Origin of the sequence: Aurantiacibacter atlanticus (genome assembly GCF_001077815.2) — a bacterium.
Taxonomy (GTDB): Bacteria; Pseudomonadota; Alphaproteobacteria; order Sphingomonadales; family Sphingomonadaceae; genus Alteraurantiacibacter; species Alteraurantiacibacter atlanticus.
Genome location: NZ_CP011310.1, coordinates 836,831 through 854,208, shown reverse-complemented (window position 1 = coordinate 854,208; position 17,378 = coordinate 836,831). Strand labels below are relative to the sequence as shown.

The window sequence follows — 17,378 nt, the reverse complement described above, 5'->3', positions numbered from 1 at the left end:
GCGCGCCTCCACCGAAGTTGACTGAAAGAGAATTGCCATGACAGTTTCCACCACCCTGACCAAGGGGCTCAAGCGCGGCTTCAAGCTGGCCTTGGTACCTGCCTTGACGCTTGGCCTTGCCGCTTGCGCCACCCCGTTTCGCGCCGATGTATCGCGCTTTGAAAGCCAATTGCCTGCGCCGCAGGGACAAAGCTTCTTCGTTGTCGCAGAAGATCCGGCGCTGGCCGGTGGGCTGGAATTTGCGCTTTATGCCGATCACGTGGAAAGCGAGATGGAGCAATTGGGCTATGTCCAGGCCCCTTCGGCTGAAGCAGCGACCCTGCTGGTGCGCTTCGATTACGGTGTAGACAATGGGCGCGAGCGCGTGCGCAGCACCGGCTTTGGCTATTCCGATCCCTTCTACAGTCCATGGCGCAGCTATTCGCGCCCGGTCGTCTATCGTGACCGGCGCGGTCGCAACCGAGTCGCCTATGTGCCAGATCGCGCATGGGGCTATGGCTGGCATGATCCGTTCTTCAGTCACCATGGCGGGATTGACAGCTACACCATCTATACCAGCGGCATAGATATGAAGATTGACGATGCTGCCACGGGCCAGCGTCTGTTCGAAGGCAAGGCGCAGGCCGCCTCATCTTCCAGCCGATTGCAATATCTGGTGCCTAATCTGGTCGAGGCGATGTTTACCGATTTTCCCGGCAATTCTGGCGAGACCGTGCGCATCTCGATCGCACCCGAAGACCAGCCGGTGCAACGCTAGAACAGCGCACCTGCCATATAAATCACCAAGGAAGGCGGATCGGCAACGGTCCGCCTCTTTAGTTATGTCCGGCCACAAGTCTGGTCGATTGACGCCGGGCCGTTAAAGCCCGGCATGCCCGCCGGTTGAGCCGAAACCGCCGCTTCCGCGTGCGGTATCATCCAATTCGCCAACTTCGCCCCAAACCGCCAGCGTTACCGGCGCTAGCACAAGCTGCGCGATCCGATCACCACGGGCAATCGGGAAATCCGCATCACCATGGTTGATGAGCAGGATCTTCAACTCGCCGCGATAATCGGAATCTATCGTGCCGGGGGTATTGGGCAAGGTAATACCGTGCTTGAGCGCCAGGCCAGAGCGTGGACGAACCTGAATTTCGTAGCCCTGCGGTATAGCCAGTGCGAAGCCCGTTTCCACTGGATAACGCATGCCCGGCGTGATCGTTACGTCTTCTGCTGAAAGGACATCCATGCCCGCAGCCCCGCTGGTGGCATAGGATGGCAATGCCAGCCCTTCACCATGCGCCAGCCGTTTGATCTGCACGCCGACCCGGTCCGGCCCCGCGTCAGGCATCCTCTGTCAGCCTTTCGGCAATTTCGGTGACGAGCTTCATTGCGACATCCTGCTTGGTCATCTCGGCCCAATGCTCGACCTTGCCTTCGCGCACAAGGTGTATGCGGTTGTCATTCCCGCCCATCACATCGCCCGATACATCGTTTGCGACGATCCAGTCCACGCCCTTGCTCTTGCGCTTCTTGCGCGCATTTTCCACCACGTCATTGGTTTCCGCGGCAAAACCGATCAGCAATTCGGGTCGCTTTGGGCTGGCAGCCACGCTGGCGAGGATGTCAGGATTTTCGGTGAGAATAAGCGCTGGCGGGGCAGAGCCGCGCTTCTTGATCTTGTCACCCTTGAAATCGCGCGGGCGCCAATCGGCAACGGCCGCAACCATGATCGCAACATCGACAGGAAGGGCCGTGCGCACGGCCTTTGCCATTTCCTCAGCGCTTTCGACATCTTGTCGCTCAACCCCCAACGGGGTGCGCAGATTAACAGGACCGGCCACCAGCGTCACCTTGGCACCCGCAGCCGCAGCGGCGGCGGCAATGGCAAAGCCCTGCTTGCCCGAGCTGCGATTGGCCAGATAGCGCACCGGATCAATCGGCTCATGCGTTGGGCCAGCGGTCACCAGCACATGCTTGCCATATAGCGGGCGGTGCTCGATATCCTGATCGAAAGCCGGCTGCCCGTCGAGCGGATCGAAACTGTCGAGATCACGCTCTACAGAAACCTCGGATGGCGCGTCTATGGGATTGACCGGCGCTGCTGCATCCTCCCCTTCAAAAGGTTGCGGGGTGGCCTGGCGCGCGTTGACTTCGTGATTGATAGCTTCGCGGTCGGTGGGTGGGGCGGCGCTGGCTTTGCCCTTCCTCGCCATGAGATGTTCCACGCCGGCAAGATCCGGATCGGGCAAATCAGGACCTTCGACGATGCCTTCGGGCAATTCCATGCCTTCAAATTCATCATCGCCATCGTCCGCCTTGCTTGCAGCAGTGCGTGGGATGATGGATGATAACAGGCCGCTCAACCCGCCGCCATCTTCATCGAAATCTTCTTCGCCAAAGACATCATGCGCGCTGCGGCGGGCAAGGTAGGCGGCAATATCAGTGCTGGCGGCAGTGGCATCCAGCCCGAGAATCTCGGCAATTTCCAGGAATACGGCTTCAGGTTCCGGCAGGCGGCCGGGGCCGAATTCCCCGCAAGCCATATCGCCCATATCGGGCTCCATCACCTTTACGCCGGAATCGCGCAAGGTCTGGACATTGCGCACCGTTGCCTCGTGTTGCCACATCTTCACGTTCATCGCGGGAACCGCCATCACCGGCTGGTTGGTGGCCAGCAGCAGGGTAGTGGCAAGATCATCCGCAATGCCCGCCGCCATCTTGGCCATCATGTCGGCGGTGGCAGGGCAAACCACGACCATATCAGCTTCACGCGAAAGCTGGATATGGCCGATCTCGGCCTCATTCTTGAGATCCCACAGGGACGTGTGGACTTCATTCCCCGACAAGGCTGCAAGCGACATAGGCGTGACAAATTGCGCCCCACCATTGGTCAGCACACAGGTCACACCTGCCCCGCCCTTCTTGATCAGGCGGACCAGCTCGCAGGATTTATACGCGGCAATGCCGCCGCCCACGATGAGCAGGATTCGGGGATTGGTCGTACTATCCTCCCGTTCAGATTCGATCGTTTGATCCAGCAAGTGGTCTTGTCTGCTCATAGTCCAAGCACGCGCCATCGCAAACGATGGTTAACATTGCCTTTCGCATCAGCCCTTCATGCCAATTCTGGTGGCATGCGCAAGGTCGGCAAACGCGCGCGGGGCAAAGGCAAAGCCCGCGAAATAGGCCGGCAGGGTCATCTGCACCCAGTAGAAATTTTCTGCACGGGCAAACAGGGCCATTGCGGCGAAAAATCCTGCAAACCAGATTGCGGCGAACAGGCCCAGTCTGCCGCCCAGACCCGCCCAGCCCACCAGCGGCCCAATGGCAAGCGGCGCGGCAAGCCACAAGGGCAGGAACAGCAAGGCGGTGAGCTGTGACATGGCGAAGATCGGCATGCGCAAGCCAGCCAGCGCATCCCACCCCTGCGACGCACTATCGCCTGGCAGCCGCTGCGCCTCCACGCCAAGGAAATGCAGATACATGCCGATAGCGAAGAGGATCATCAGCGCACCGACCGCCGCCACTTCTGGCCATCGGCGTTGCGACAGGGCAAAGGCCAGCCACAAAAGCACGAAAGGCAATGCCAGTTCACGCAAGGAAAGCGCAAGCGCTGCTGCAATCAGCGCGGGCCACCAGCGATCCGGATGATAGATCGCCAGCGCAAGGCTGAGCAGCAGGCCCGCCAACACTTCATGGATAAGCGCGGCATCTAGCGTGATCACCGCCGCACCACCAAGTAGCATCAATACACCCGCCCCGATGCGCTCCAGCGCAAGTGTCTGCCGCCGAATGCGCAGGATGACAGCAATAATGACAGCCGCCAGAAGCGTTTTCAGCAAGATGGTGACGCCGTGCAGCCCTAGCTGTGCATGCAGCATCGCAAGGGTCGGCAATCGCACCGTGACGAAGGGGCGCGTGGGGTAATTGCCCGCCCGCTGCTCTGCCATTGCAGCCACGTAATAGGGTTCACCCGCAGCCACACGATCAGAAATGCGCGCATAAAGAGCAAGATCGCCATCATCCTCTGCAACAGGGGCATTCCGGTCAATTTCCGCCGCCTGCTGACCCGGCCCGATGTCGACAGCGGACCAGACCATTACTGCTGCCAGCACGGCAAGAAGTCCGATCGCAGCACGACGTGGCAGATGGCGCAGCGGACGATCCAGGCCTTCCCACCGTGCCACCGGATCGTGCAGCACCATCATTGCCCTCGTGCAGAATGCCACAGGCTTGCCATCGCGCGCGGCACGAAGGCATAGCCGACGAACCATACGGGCATGACGATCAGTGCCCAGTAGAAATTATTGTCGCGGCCCGCGATCATGAATACCACGCCATAACCGAAGCACAGCAGAAAGCCTGTCAGCCCGAACCAGCTGCGCCATGCTGCCCATCCCAACAATGGCAGAATTGCAAGCGGCGCGGCAAGCCAGCCGGGCAGGAGATGCAGCTGGCTCGACAGCACGATATTCGATGTCCAGCCAGCCAATCCGCGCAGTGCCAACCAGCCGGGGGATGCCGGATCGGCGGCAGAGGTATATTGTGCAATTTGCGCCAGATGGACGGACAGTGCGATGCCGAACACCAGCACAGCACCCAGCCATGCCGCCGCTTCTGCGCGATTGCCACGTGCCCAGGCCAGGACCATCATCAGGAGAATGAAAGGCAAGGCCAGTTCACGCAGCGACAGCGCCAGCACACCTGCGGCAAAGGCCCAGAACCATGCTTTCCTGCGATATAGCCCCAACGCCAGCGCGATGAACATTCCGGCCCACACTTCATGCAGCACCAGATATTGCGGCTTGAACCCGCTCAATGCGCCAATCACCAGCAAGATGAGGATGAAGCGGATGCGATCCGGCCCACCCTCTGTATCGCGCAGCCGATAATGCCACGCCAAAAGCGTCGCCACGCCCAGAGAGGCCGCAAGCACAATCATCCCCCATTCGCCCAGCGCGGCAGTAATGAAGGCCAATGTTGGCAAACGCACAGCCAGCCCCGGTTGCACAGGAAAATCGCGGGCGCGCTGCTCCTCTACCGCAACGGCATAGTAATTTTCGCCCGCCCGCACCCGTTCTGCAATACGATCATAAAGCTGTAGATCGGTATCGCGCTTCTCCGCCTCGGCAAGGCGGTCTGCGCGCGCTTCTGCTTCTACGGCGCGGTTGGCATCGCCGGCAGGGATTACCGGAATGGCTAGCTGCGTCGATTGCGCGGTCAGCGCGGCGGCGGCCAGCACCGCGACAACAAGGGCGATGGCAAGCAAAGCCGCCCCTGGCGCGAAATTGGCAAAACGATCCCATTTCTTGGGACGCGATCTTATCCTAGCCACCCCGCCAAACTCCCCGCAAAAACGGCGGCGGCCCCGATGAGGGCCGCCAATAGATACCCCGTCCAATTGCCCGAACCACGATATGCCCCGCGCCTGCGCCGTTCCCAGACAAGTTCGACATCAGGCAATGGCGGCTGCTCCGGCGCGCCGCCGCGCTGTGGAAAATGTTCTTCCAGTCGACGGATCAATTGCGGGATGCGCAGCAAGGTTTCGCCATCCTGCCTGAGCTTGTCCGCCAGCGCGGCTTCAGGGCCCAGCTCATCACGAATCCAGCTTCGCACGAAGGGCGCAGAAACATTCCACATGTTGATCTGTGGATCGAGCTGGGTGGCAATGCCTTCAACCATTACCATTGTCTTTTGCAGCAACAGCAGATGCGGCTGCGTCTGCATGTCGAAATCGCGGGTGATGGCGAACAACCCGTCAAGCATCTGGCCGACGGAAAGCTCACTCACCGGCTTGCCCCGCATCGGCTCTCCGACAGCGCGCAGCGCCGTGGCAAATTCCTCAACCGAGTGATAGCTGGGCACATATTGCGCTTCGAAATGGATTTCAGCTACGCGGCGATAATTGCCGGTAATGAGTCCGTAGAGGATTTCCGCAAGCCACTGGCGCGCGCGCTGATCGATCCGCCCCATGATCCCGAAATCGATGGCAGCGATGGTCCCATCTGCCTTCACGAACAAATTGCCCTGATGCATGTCGGCATGGAAAAATCCGCCGCTGATCGCCTGCGTCAGGAAGGCCAGCACCAGCCGCCGCGCAAGATCCGGCAGATCATGCCCGGCTTCGAGCAGCGCCTGTCGATCTGAAATCTTGACCCCATCGATCCACTCGATCGTCAACACACGACCATTGGTGCGGTCCCAGTCGATATCGGGGATACAATATCCTGCAACCCCGCGCGTCGACTCGGCAAGCTCCGATGCCGAAGCCGCCTCGCGTCGCAAATCCAGCTCGCTATTGGTCCAGCGTTTGAAATTGGCGATGGTAAGGCGTGGTCGCAACCGCGACGCTTCACCGCCCAGTCCTTCGAGATGGGCAGCGGCCCATTCATAGGTGGTGATATCCTGCGCAAATTTCTCGCGAATGCCAGGACGCAGCACCTTGATGGCAACTTCGCGCCCTTCGATGGTGATGCCCTTATGAACCTGCGCAATGCTGGCAGCCCCGATGGGATCGGGATCTACCAAAGCAAACAGCTCCTCCATCGGCCTTTCAAAGCTGCGTTCGATCTGCGCCTGTATTTCGTGGAAGGGTACAGGAGGCAGGCTATCTTGCAGGCTCAACAGATTATGCGCGGCAACATCGCCCACCAGATCGGGCCGCGTGGCAAGGGTCTGCCCCAGCTTGATCGCAGCCGGACCAATCGCCTGGAATGCCCCGGCATAATCGGGCTCTCTTGGTTGCAACGTGCCAAGGCGCGCCACCCGCACCAATCGCTTGACCTGTGGTGGCATGGTGGGATTGCGTTCAATTCCGCGCAGCGCGCCATGGCGTGCCAGCGTGCGGCCCCATTTCAGCAGCCGGAAAATATGCGTTGAAGGGCGCGTCACCCTATATCTTCCATCCTGAATGGATGGCGACCAGGCCGCCCATGATCGGCTCTACCCTGGTGCGCGCGAAACCTGCATCACGGATGAGCTTTTCAAATTCCGGCATGGGCGGGAAGCGCCGAATGCTTTCGATCAGATAGCGATAGCTGTTCTCATCGCCTGCAACCGCCTTGCCGATCTGCGGCACCAGCTTGTGCGAATAAGAATCATAGGCCTGCTTCATTCCGGGCCAGGTCATGGTGGAAAATTCAAGGCAATAGAAACGCCCGCCAAACTTCAGCACACGGTGCGCCTCTGCCAGTGCGCGGTCGATATGGGTGACGTTTCTGATACCAAAGGCGATGGTGTAGGCATCGAACTGGCGATCGGGATAGCTGAGCTGTTCGGCATTCTGGCAAGACCATGAAAGCCCGCCTGCACCTTCTGACAGTCCGCGCTCCATCGCCCGCTCTATCCCGACATCGAGCATGTCCTGATTGATATCGGCCACCACGACTTCTGCGCCCTTGGCCGCCATGCGAAAGGCAATGTCGCCCGTGCCGCCAGCCATATCGAGCACCGCCTCGCCCGGTTGCGGCTTTACGCGGCGCACGAACTGGTCCTTCCACAAACGGTGAAGCCCGCCCGACATCGCGTCATTCATTATGTCATACTTGCTTGCCACGCTGGAAAAGACGCCGCCTACGCGCGCAGTCTTGTCTTCCGGGGCGATGTCTTCATAGCCGAAGGAAACCTGATCACTCATGCTCCGTGCCTTAGGAGAGATTGAGCGCAGCGCAAAGGGTGATAAGGGTCTATCCATGCCTGAATTACCCGAGGTTGAGACAACCGTGCGCGGCCTTGCACAGTTCCTGGAAGGCCAGCGCATCGAAAAGGTGGCGCTGGGCCGGCCCGACATGCGCTTTCCCTTCCCCGTGGATCTCGTGCAGGTAATGACGGGCGCACGCGTGACCGGGCTTGGTCGCCGCGCCAAATATGGGCTGATCCATACAGACCGCGATACCAGCATGATCTTCCATCTGGGCATGAGCGGGCGCTGGCGGATTGATCCTGAACAGGCGGACAAGCACGATCATCTTGTGCTGGAAACCGCCGACCATTGTTTTGCCCTCAACGATCCACGTCGTTTTGGCTATGTCGATCTGGTCGATACCGCTCAGCTCGATCATTGGCCCGCCTTCGCCGTTATGGGGCCAGAACCGTTGGGCGAAGATTTGACGGTCGAGCAATTGTTTGCCGCCATCAAAGGGCGCAAGCAAGCGATCAAGCTGCTGCTGCTCGATCAGCGCATAGTGGCCGGGCTTGGCAATATATATGTATGTGAAGCATTGTTTCGCGCAGGCATCGATCCAAGGAAGGCAGGGGGCCGCATCTGGCGTCCAGCGCTGGAAAAGCTGCTGCCGGCCATCCGCGATGTGCTGACAGAATCGATTCGCGATGGTGGCTCTTCCCTGCGCGATTATGCGCGGCCCGACGGGGAATTAGGCTATTTCGCCACCCGCTTTCGCGTTTATGGCCGCGAAGGTGACGATTGTAGGCGCTGCGGTGGCGGGACTATCCGGCGCATCGTGCAGGGCGGCCGCAGCACATGGTTTTGCCCTGCCTGTCAGCGATGATGCCAAAGCAGAGCGCCTTCCAAAAGCATTGACGCATGTGGCCAGTTTGCCTATGTGGCGCGCTTTCCGGCGCTTTGTCGCCGTTTTTCGCGATTCTCATCAAGACAAGGAAGCGGCCGCTTGCTGGTGGCCCGAAACAGGAACGATATATGGCCAACACGCTGCAAGCCAAAAAGCGCATCCGCCGCAACAACAAGCGCGCCGAAGTCAACGGTGCGCGCATCAGCCGGATCCGCTCTTACGTGAAGAAAGTGGAAACTGCTGTGACCGAAGGTGACAAGCAGGCTGCTGCCGATGCGCTGAAAACTGCCCAGCCGGAGATCGCCAAGGGCGTTGCCAAGGGCGTGATGCACAAGAACACCGCCGCTCGCAAGATGAGCCGGCTGAGCAAGCGAATCGCTGCTCTCTGATTGGCCGCTTTGACGCGGGCGATTCGCACCGCTGTCGGCAGGCTTTACAGAACGAAATCGGAACGGGGCCCGTGCTGCAGTGCGGGCCCCTTTTTTGCGTCTGCGAAGGAAACGAAGGCACGCGGAAGAAAGGTGAGGATTTCCCGCGATTCGCACGATTGTCATAAAACTATCTATGATAATCAGAAACTTAGACGCAAGCCTGCGGCTCACGGACGAGTCAATATCCAAAATTATTATATATTTGGCCTCGTCCCCTTGCTCATCAATGTGACTGCTTCATAACAAGCTTCGAGCCGCAGGATGCACCGCCAGCGGCGTTACAAATTGAGTTTTCGATACGCATGATTCCAGCATCCGCCTGCGGGGCTGGACAGGGGGAAGTTATGTCTTGCGTGTCGATGGTGCAGTGGTCGTTCAGCGGGCTAGAAAATATGGGGTTGCAAGTATGATTCGGATGGGACCGTCCAAGGGCCGCAGCTCTGCGGAAACACGTGACGTGGCAGAAAATAACATGGAAGATCGGGAAGCATTGGATTTAGCGGCCGACTGGGCAGATATCAGTCAGGGACTGCGCAAGGATTTGGGGCATCAACTTTTCACACAATGGATCAAGCCGATCCAGCTGGGCAAGCTGAACAAGGAGAGCGGCACGCTCGATCTGTATCTGCCGACTGAATTTTCTGCCAATTGGGTGAATGAGCGCTATCGCGACCGGCTCTCGCTGGCATGGAAAATCGCATCGAGCGAAGTGCGCCACATCGCCATTACCGTGCATCCCGGCCGTCGCAAGATTGCCGATTTCAACCTGCGCGGGCAGGACGGTTTTGGCCATCGCGCCGCTAATGATGCGACAATGGCGATGGAATCGATCGGTGATGACGGCTTCACATCGTCCATCGGCCTCGATCCCACGCAGACCTTCGCTGCTTTTGTCACCGGCACCACCAATGTGCTGGCCAAGAACGCTGCCGAACGCATGTCCAAAGCGGAAAAGCCGCAATTCAGCCCGCTGTATCTCAAGGCCGCGACAGGTCAGGGCAAGACGCATCTGATGCATGCCATCGGGCATTCTTACTTGCAGGCCTTCCCCCGCGCGCGAATTTTCTATTGCAGCGCGGAACGCTTCATGGTCGAATTTGTCCAGGCGCTCAAATCGAACGAGATGATCGAATTCAAGGGCCGTTTGCGCGCTTTTGATCTGCTGCTGGTGGACGATATCCAGTTCATCATCGGCAAGGCCGCCGCACAGGAAGAACTGCTTTATACAATCGATGCGCTGCTTGCTGAAGGCAAGCGACTGGTATTCGCCGCTGACCGCGCTCCGCAGGCGCTGGACGGGGTGGAGCCGCGTTTGCTCAGCCGCCTGTCGATGGGGCTTGTCGCGGATATCCAGCCTGCCGATATCGAATTGCGCCGCTCCATCCTGGAATCCAAGCTGACACGCTTCGCCCCACTCGAAGTGCCCGGCGACGTGATTGATTTCCTCGCCCGCACCGTCAGCCGCAATGTGCGCGAGCTGGTGGGGGGCCTCAACAAGCTGATCGCCTATGCCCAATTGACCGGACAGGAAGTGTCCCTGCAACTGGCCGAAGAACAGCTGACCGACATTCTCAGCGCTAACCGTCGCCGCATCACGATCGATGAAATCCAGCGCACCGTGTGCCAGTTCTATCGCATAGATCGCAGCGAGATGAGCTCTAAGCGGCGTGCGCGTGCGGTGGTCCGTCCGCGTCAGGTGGCGATGTATCTGGCCAAGGTCCTCACCCCGCGCAGCTATCCCGAAATCGGGCGCAAGTTCGGCGGTCGCGATCATTCCACCGTCATACATGCAGTCCGCCTGATAGAAGACCTGCGAGAGCGTGACGCTGATATGGATGGCGACGTACGCAGCCTGCTGCGACAGCTCGAAAGCTGATATCGGGCTAATCGCGGCGTGGCTTGCGGCGGGCCGTCGGACCAACCCTCGCGCACAATCGCTCCAACACCAATGCACAGGCTTGTCCCTGCTGTAACGCACAGGCTTGTCCCTGCTGTAACGCACAGGTTTTCCCTGCGCGTTCCACAGACCTGTGCGCCTGCTTTCAACAGATTTGCCCATTGGGTGCAGGGTGACACAAGTGACAGCGTGTTACCCCGCCAACCTACCATTTTTCATATATTTATCAGGATGTTGCATGCAATCCTTGCAGGGGGACACATTACAGGGAAAAAACTGCAGAAACAGGTTTTGGACAGGCCGGGAGATGATCGGAGAGCCGCTGCCACGATCCACAGCCTGTAGGACAGCCAATCCACCGCTTTACCAATGCGCATTTGCCATTAGGTGTGCGGCGATGACTGATCACCCTCACCCACTTTCCGCCGACCGGCTCGATCGTTATGCGCGCCATATCGTGCTGCCTGAAATTGGCGGAGCGGGGCAAGCCGCATTGTCTCGGGCGCATGTCGTGATGATGGGCCTTGGCGGCATTGGCGCGCCTGCGCTGCAATATCTGGCCGGCGCCGGCATCGGGCGATTGACGCTGGTGGATGACGACAAGGTTTCAGCGAGCAATCTTCAGCGCCAGACAATCTACACCACCCGCGATATCGGCCATGGCAAGGCCGTGTCAGCGCGGCGCTGGCTGGCCAATTTTGATGATCGTCTGGACGTTGCGATCCACGATGCGCGCATCACGTCCGCCAATGCCGCCAATCTGCTTGGCGGGGCGGATCTGGTGCTGGATGGAACGGACAATTTTGCGACGCGCCTCGCCGTATCCGATGCCTGCGTCGCATCTGATGTGCCGCTGCTTTCTGCCGCCGTCGGACGCTTTCAGGGGCAGGTCGCCGCCTTTGCTGGACATTTGCCCGACCAGCCCTGTTACAGGTGCTTTGTGGGCGATGCCTTCGATGCAGAGGATTGCGACACCTGTGCAGAAGATGGCGTGCTGGGCGCGATGGTCGGCTGGGTCGGAAGCCTTGCGGCGATGCAGGCGGTGCGTATTCTGGTCAATGCGAATGGCACGCCGATGGACGATTGGGGCAGTCTCGGCTGGGGAAAATTGCACCTGATGGATGGCCTCAAGCCGGGCATGCGCACACTCAACATCGCCAAGGATCCCGCGTGCCGCACGTGCGGCCAAACCATGGTTGATTGACTTTGCAACCAAATTGTCAGAGCTTCAATTCCACCAAAGGGGCATCCTAAATCTCTACGGAGAGGGTCGCCCGTCCCCGCGGATGAAGCACGTCCTTGATGGCGTGCCGTTTAACAATGGGGGAAGACTATGAAAAACTTGATGATTGGAAGCCTTGCATTCGCACTGGCGGCTGGTGTTTCTGCGGCTCCGGCCACGGCCCAGGTAACTGAATATGAGGATTACGAATATTCCGACTCGGTAACGGAATTGACCACGGTGCGTGTCGAGCCAGGCCAGTGGGACCGCTATCTCGAAGGGCTGAACCAGACATGGGTGGCCGCGAATGAAATTGCCAAGGAACTTGGCCATATCGAAGATTACGGCATTTATGCCAATATGGCCCCAGCCGAGGGCGTATTTCACATGATGCTGGTAATCACCTTTCCCGGTGAAAACATGCAGCCATCACGCGCCCGGTATGATGAATTCATGCAGGCCTGGGGTGAGGCGAACATGGACAGCTCCAATGAAACGGTCGTCACTCTCTACAATGAAATTCGCGAAATCCAGGGCACGTATCTGCTGCGCGAAATCGAGATGACGCAATAACAAAATTCGTCCGGAATGCTGGCGGCGCGAGGGGGATCAAGCTGCCAGCATGTCCTGGACGAATTGCGGCACCAATTTGCTGGCAGGCCCAAGGCGGGTCTCGTCAAACAAGGCAGAACCGGCGCTGCGTTCCAGATTGAGTTCAAGGGTCCGCGCGCGGGCATCCCGTGCATGTTGCACAAAAGCTGCGGCAGGATAGACCGCGCCGCTGGTACCGATGCTGACAAACAGATCCGCCTGTTCCAGCGCACCAAAAATTCGACCCATCTGGTAGGGCATTTCACCAAACCAAACGATATCCGGACGCAGCGATACCATTTCGCATGAAGGGCAGGACGGGCCATCGCGCAAGCTGCGCTCCCAGCGATGGCGGGCATCGCACCTCTGGCACCATGCAGACAGCACTTCTCCATGCATGTGCAGCACCCTGCCCGCCCCGCCCCTTTCGTGCAGATCGTCGATATTCTGCGTGACGATCAGCAGCCGGTCGCCCAATTCACGTTCCAGCCTGCCAAGCGCTTCATGTGCGGGATTGGGCTGCGCGGCGAGCACTCGCATTCGCCGTTCGTCATAGAAGCGCTGGACGAGATCAGGGTCTCGCGCGAAGCCTTCGGGCGTGGCGACCTCCTCCACCGGATGGTTTTCCCACAAGCCATCTTCGGCACGAAAGGTTTTCAGACCGCTCTCCGCGCTGATGCCCGCGCCTGTCAGGATGACGATGTTCTGCAAAATGGCACTCTCCCCATTTCATGTGGCCCGAACTTGTCGAAAGGCTGTCCTTAATTCTACACCTCGCTAGAAGAAAGAGCGGCCGATCAACAGGCCTTGGCAGACACGGGGTCGAGTGTGGCGAAAATTGGGATCATCGGGATTGAAGGGCGTATGGGACAGGCCATCGCCAAAGTGCTGGCAACCAGCAAACATGGCCTGGTAGGCGGCGTTGGCAGGGGTGAACAGGCTTTCGAACTTGCTGCACAAAGCGATGTGCTGGTTGATTTTTCTGCACCGCAGGCGATCGAGAACAATCTGCGCGCCGCGCGGGGCGAGAATATTCCGATTCTTATCGGCACCACCGGCCTTAGTGAAATGGAGCTGGGCGAAATTGCCGATGCCGCACAGGATATCCCTGTGCTGCAAACGGGCAATACCTCGCTTGGCGTCAACCTGCTAGCTCATCTGGTGGGCCAGGCGGCGACCAAACTTGGCCCGGAATGGGATATCGAAATTCTCGAAATGCATCACCGCATGAAAATGGACGCGCCATCGGGCACGGCGCTGCTGCTGGGTGAAGCGGCTGCGGCCGCGCGGGGCATTGATCTGACAGGGCATAGCGAAAGCGGGCGTGACGGACATACGGGCGCGCGGCAGGACGGTGCAATCGGCTTTGCCGCCTTGCGCGGCGGAACGGTGGCTGGTGATCATTCGGTGATCTTCGCTGGATCACAGGAACGCATAACCCTGTCGCACAACGCGGAAGATCGCTCTATATTTGCGCGCGGCGCAGTGCAGGGCGCGACGTGGCTTATCGGCAAGCCTGCAGGGCGTTATTCGATGAAGGACGTGCTCGGTCTCGATTAGCCCGATCACGGGAGGGGAACACGCATGGCACTCGACCCGCAGACCGCCACCCAGGCCTATATCGATACGCTGAGCCGTGAGGAACTGGAGCTGGCACGTGATTACACCACGGGCAATCACTGGCTGATCCTTGCCGGCCTGCTGGTTTCTGTGCTCGTCACATGGATCATCGTGCGCAGCGGCATTCTTGACCTTGTAGCGGGGAAACTGGCGCGGCGGTCCGTGGCGCTACGCAACTTCCTTTTGGCCGCGGTATTCATCACGGTCGATAGCCTGCTGCTGCTGCCCTATACGATATATGAGGAATGGTGGCGTGAAGTGCAGTATGGCCGCACCAACCAGCCGCTTGGCGATTTTCTCGCGCAGGGCGCCATTGGCATCGTTCTGACCATAGTAATCGGGGCGCTTCTGCTGCTCGGCATTTATTGGCTCATCCGCAAGACGGGGCGGCTGTGGTGGGCATGGAGCGGGGCGTTGGTGGCGGGCGGCGCGGCCTTTCTTCTGCTGCTTTCGCCAGTGCTGATAGAGCCACTGTTCAACCAGTATGAACCCATCCCCGATAGCGATGTGCGTGATGCAGTGCTGGCACTCGCGACAGAGGCAGGCGTCCCTCAGGATCGCGTCTTCATGTATGACGGATCGCGCCAGTCCAACAATCTCACCGCCAATGTTTCGGGCGTGGGCAGCAACGCCCGCATTGCCATATCCGACGTGGCGATGGGCGACGCTTCGCTGGATGAGGTCAAGGCGGTGACTGGGCACGAAATCGGCCATTACATGCTTGGCCATATATGGCGCGCGCTCGCCGTGTTGAGCATGCTCGCGATTGCGATTTTCTGGCTGACGGCGCGCCTGTATCCGTGGTTTGCGCGGCGCTTTGGCACTGATGCGCCGCTTGAGGACATACGCGGCGTGCCGGTATTTGCCTTCGTGCTGGGCCTGTTGTTCACTCTTGCCCAGCCGATCACAAATACTCTGACGCGCATTAGCGAAAGTGAGGCGGACGCCTATTCGCTGGAAACGGTCGGCCTGCCCGATGGCTTGGCAGGGGCGCTCATCAAGACCGCTGAATATCGCTATCCGCTGGCAGGGCCGCTGGAGCAGGCGATTTTCTACACTCACCCCTCCGTAGAAAGCCGCGTTCGCGCAGCGATGGAATGGAAGGCGGCTAACACCACGAGTAGCGCCGAGTGATGCAGACAGCTGTGCTGGCGACGCTGTTTGGCGCTATTGGAGGCAGCGCAGCCTATGCAGGCGCTTGGCTGGGGTATCTCGATGAGCGTGGTGGCGGTTCCCTGTCCGGAGAGGCGAAGCGCGGTATTACTGCCTTTGGCGGCGGCGCGCTGATCGGTGCGGTCGGGCTGGTTCTGGTCCCGCATGGCATTGAAACGCAACCGCTATGGCTTGGCGCAGCAAGCTTTGTGCTGGGGGGCCTGGCGTTTCTTCTCCTGGACAAATGGCTTCACAGCACGGGCACGCCGGTCAGCCAGCTGGTCGCGCTCAATCTGGACTTTATCCCCGAAGCTATCGTGGTCGGCGCAGTGATCGGCAGTAATCTGCCCATGGCGATCTTCCTGACGGTAATCCTCGTTGCGCAAAACCTGCCAGAAGGGTTCGGAGCCTATGTCGAAGTGCGCAAAGCCCATGAAGGCTTCGTGCGTCATCATATCTTGCGTATCATGGCGCTGGCCATTGTAATCGGCCCTGTCGCCGCGCTGCTTGGATATTCCTTTTTCGCCATGCAAAGCACAGTTCTGGGCACCATCATGACCTTTTGTGCAGGCGGGATTATCTACCTCGTATTCGACGATGTCGCCCCGGAGGCGCATGGGAATGGCGAATGGGCACCCGCATTTGGCGCCGTGGTGGGCTTTGCCGTGGCACTGATCGGCTTCGGGCTCACAGGGTAAATATCATGAACAAAGACCAGATTTTCGAATTCTTCCGCCGATTGGCAGAGGATAATCCAGCCCCTGAAACGGAGTTGGGATATGGCAATTGCTATCAGCTTGTCGTCGCCGTGGCGCTCTCGGCACAAGCGACCGATGTCGGGGTCAACAAGGCAACCCGCGCTTTGTTTGCCAAGGTAGAAACGCCGCAGCAGATGATAGATCTGGGAGAAGAGGGCCTGCGCGAACACATCAAGACCATCGGCCTGTTCAATTCCAAGGCGAAGAACGTCATCGCGCTAAGCCAGCTGCTGGTGGACGAATATGGCAGCAAGGTGCCTGACACGCGCGAGGACCTCGTGCGATTGCCCGGCGTGGGCCGCAAAACCGCCAACGTGGTGCTCAATTGCTGGTTCGGGCAGGAAACCTTTGCAGTCGACACCCACATTCTGCGCGTGGGCAATCGCACCGGCCTTGCCAAAGGCAAGACACCAGAAGCGGTCGAGGCAAAGCTGGAGAAGCGTGTCCCCCAACCCTTCCGGCTGCATGCACACCACTGGTTGATCCTGCACGGCCGCTATGTCTGCAAGGCACGCACGCCGGAATGCTGGCGCTGCGGGCTGGTCGATCTGTGCAGTTACCGGAACAAGGTGCTGAAAAAGCCGAAAGCGCGCTGAAGCCGCCTTAGCGGTCAACGGGCGGCACGGCACCATCTGGAATTTCGTCAAATAGTTGCGGGCATGGCCGCGGCTATTTGCAGATCAATCGTTCAACGTGCCTGCCAGACGCCGCCATTGATATGTATCAGTATATTGCTGCATGGCCACGATCCGCTCCCCCTCGACGGTGAAGACATGGACGAATTGCGCATCAAGCAATTCGCCCGTTTCGCCATGTGTGCCCGTATAACGACCTTCTACCACCACGCGATTATCCTGGGAGGTAAAGCGTAGCGGCGTCGCGGCGAAATCACCGTAAACCTCAGCGATAGGGCCGAATACGCCGCTGCCAAGTTCCACCAGGCCAATATAGGGATTGTCCGCATCATAGGGACCGCCCTCAGCCTCAACCCATTCTACATCATCGCTCAGCAATGCAGCAATCGTGGCCATGTCACCTGTACCGAAGGCATCATAAAATTGCTCCACCACGGCTTGCTGCGCGATTGCATCCTCCGCTTCGTGCTGCGCGTTCTGGCTAAAGGCGGGTGAAGACATGGGGGTGCCAAGTCCCATGACAGCTGCACCGATGATGAAGAACTTCATACATTTTTCCTTC

The 17,378-nt window shown here is 59.2% G+C and carries 18 protein-coding genes; 10 read left to right on the top strand and 8 right to left on the bottom strand.

What is annotated here, in order from left to right:
- Nucleotides 1–37: 37 nt before the first annotated feature.
- Nucleotides 38–757 carry a DUF4136 domain-containing protein gene (locus CP97_RS04180; protein ID WP_048884920.1) on the top strand — a complete coding sequence of 240 codons (720 nt, stop codon included), beginning with the start codon at nucleotides 38–40 and terminating at the stop codon, nucleotides 755–757.
- A gap of 102 nt (nucleotides 758–859) precedes the next feature.
- On the opposite strand, the gene dut is transcribed toward CP97_RS04180, so the two are convergent.
- The 6 genes from dut to CP97_RS04150 are packed head-to-tail and all read right to left on the bottom strand — an operon-like array spanning nucleotide 860 to nucleotide 7,618.
- The gene (dut, locus tag CP97_RS04175; RefSeq protein ID WP_048884919.1) at nucleotides 860–1,330 is read right to left on the bottom strand and encodes a dUTP diphosphatase; all 471 of its coding nucleotides are present in this window, start codon (nucleotides 1,328–1,330) and stop codon (nucleotides 860–862) included.
- Nucleotides 1,323–3,041 carry a bifunctional phosphopantothenoylcysteine decarboxylase/phosphopantothenate synthase gene (locus CP97_RS04170; RefSeq protein ID WP_082863871.1) on the bottom strand — a complete coding sequence of 573 codons (1,719 nt, stop codon included), beginning with the start codon at nucleotides 3,039–3,041 and terminating at the stop codon, nucleotides 1,323–1,325. Before CP97_RS04170 ends, dut begins: the two co-directional genes overlap by 8 nt.
- Nucleotides 3,042–3,089: 48 nt before the next feature.
- Nucleotides 3,090–4,211: a hypothetical protein gene (locus tag CP97_RS04165; protein ID WP_149036415.1), complete on the bottom strand. Its 1,122-nt coding sequence runs from the start codon at nucleotides 4,209–4,211 to the stop codon at nucleotides 3,090–3,092.
- Entirely contained in the window at nucleotides 4,187–5,317 is a 1,131-nt protein-coding gene (locus tag CP97_RS04160; RefSeq protein WP_149036414.1) for a hypothetical protein, read from the bottom strand. The genes CP97_RS04165 and CP97_RS04160 overlap by 25 nt, the downstream gene beginning before the upstream one ends.
- Nucleotides 5,305–6,873 (bottom strand): 2-polyprenylphenol 6-hydroxylase, encoded by a 1,569-nt coding sequence (gene ubiB, locus CP97_RS04155; RefSeq protein ID WP_048884916.1) that lies wholly within the window; start codon nucleotides 6,871–6,873, stop codon nucleotides 5,305–5,307. The genes CP97_RS04160 and ubiB overlap by 13 nt, the downstream gene beginning before the upstream one ends.
- Before the next feature lies 1 nt (nucleotide 6,874).
- The gene (locus CP97_RS04150) at nucleotides 6,875–7,618 is read right to left on the bottom strand and encodes a class I SAM-dependent methyltransferase (RefSeq protein ID WP_048884915.1); all 744 of its coding nucleotides are present in this window, start codon (nucleotides 7,616–7,618) and stop codon (nucleotides 6,875–6,877) included.
- Between the two features lie 55 nt (nucleotides 7,619–7,673).
- Between CP97_RS04150 and mutM the strand changes: the two genes are divergently transcribed.
- From mutM to CP97_RS04125, 5 genes are all read left to right on the top strand, one after another.
- Nucleotides 7,674–8,489, top strand: coding sequence for a bifunctional DNA-formamidopyrimidine glycosylase/DNA-(apurinic or apyrimidinic site) lyase (gene mutM, locus CP97_RS04145; RefSeq protein ID WP_048884914.1), 816 nt, complete (start codon nucleotides 7,674–7,676; stop codon nucleotides 8,487–8,489).
- 149 nt (nucleotides 8,490–8,638) lie between these two features.
- A complete protein-coding gene (gene rpsT, locus CP97_RS04140; protein WP_048886705.1) occupies nucleotides 8,639–8,899 on the top strand; it encodes a 30S ribosomal protein S20 in 261 nt (86 codons plus the stop codon).
- A 514-nt stretch (nucleotides 8,900–9,413) separates the two neighbouring features.
- Nucleotides 9,414–10,817: a chromosomal replication initiator protein DnaA gene (gene dnaA, locus CP97_RS04135; RefSeq protein WP_418202086.1), complete on the top strand. Its 1,404-nt coding sequence runs from the start codon at nucleotides 9,414–9,416 to the stop codon at nucleotides 10,815–10,817.
- Nucleotides 10,818–11,235: 418 nt separating this feature from the next.
- A complete protein-coding gene (locus CP97_RS04130; protein ID WP_048884913.1) occupies nucleotides 11,236–12,042 on the top strand; it encodes a HesA/MoeB/ThiF family protein in 807 nt (268 codons plus the stop codon).
- A 129-nt stretch (nucleotides 12,043–12,171) separates the two neighbouring features.
- On the top strand, nucleotides 12,172–12,633 hold the full coding sequence (locus CP97_RS04125; RefSeq protein WP_048884912.1) for a hypothetical protein: 462 nt from the start codon (nucleotides 12,172–12,174) through the stop codon (nucleotides 12,631–12,633).
- Between the two features lie 36 nt (nucleotides 12,634–12,669).
- Here CP97_RS04125 and CP97_RS04120 read toward each other — a convergent pair whose 3' ends face one another.
- Nucleotides 12,670–13,362 (bottom strand): NAD-dependent deacylase, encoded by a 693-nt coding sequence (locus tag CP97_RS04120; protein WP_227819663.1) that lies wholly within the window; start codon nucleotides 13,360–13,362, stop codon nucleotides 12,670–12,672.
- Between the two features lie 117 nt (nucleotides 13,363–13,479).
- Between CP97_RS04120 and dapB the strand changes: the two genes are divergently transcribed.
- Genes dapB through nth form a run of 4 tightly spaced genes read left to right on the top strand, consistent with a single transcriptional unit; the run spans nucleotide 13,480 to nucleotide 16,777 of the window.
- Nucleotides 13,480–14,211 (top strand): 4-hydroxy-tetrahydrodipicolinate reductase, encoded by a 732-nt coding sequence (gene dapB, locus CP97_RS04115; protein WP_048884910.1) that lies wholly within the window; start codon nucleotides 13,480–13,482, stop codon nucleotides 14,209–14,211.
- A 24-nt stretch (nucleotides 14,212–14,235) separates the two neighbouring features.
- Nucleotides 14,236–15,405, top strand: coding sequence for a M48 family metallopeptidase (locus CP97_RS04110; protein ID WP_048884909.1), 1,170 nt, complete (start codon nucleotides 14,236–14,238; stop codon nucleotides 15,403–15,405).
- A complete protein-coding gene (locus CP97_RS04105) occupies nucleotides 15,402–16,121 on the top strand; it encodes a ZIP family metal transporter (RefSeq protein ID WP_149036413.1) in 720 nt (239 codons plus the stop codon). The genes CP97_RS04110 and CP97_RS04105 overlap by 4 nt, the downstream gene beginning before the upstream one ends.
- Before the next feature lie 5 nt (nucleotides 16,122–16,126).
- Nucleotides 16,127–16,777, top strand: coding sequence for an endonuclease III (gene nth, locus CP97_RS04100; RefSeq protein ID WP_048884907.1), 651 nt, complete (start codon nucleotides 16,127–16,129; stop codon nucleotides 16,775–16,777).
- An 84-nt stretch (nucleotides 16,778–16,861) separates the two neighbouring features.
- Here the strand turns inward: nth and CP97_RS04095 are convergent, their stop codons facing one another.
- Nucleotides 16,862–17,365, bottom strand: a complete 504-nt coding sequence (locus tag CP97_RS04095; RefSeq protein WP_048884906.1) for a nuclear transport factor 2 family protein — start codon at nucleotides 17,363–17,365, stop codon at nucleotides 16,862–16,864.
- Between the last annotated feature and the right edge of the window lie 13 nt (nucleotides 17,366–17,378).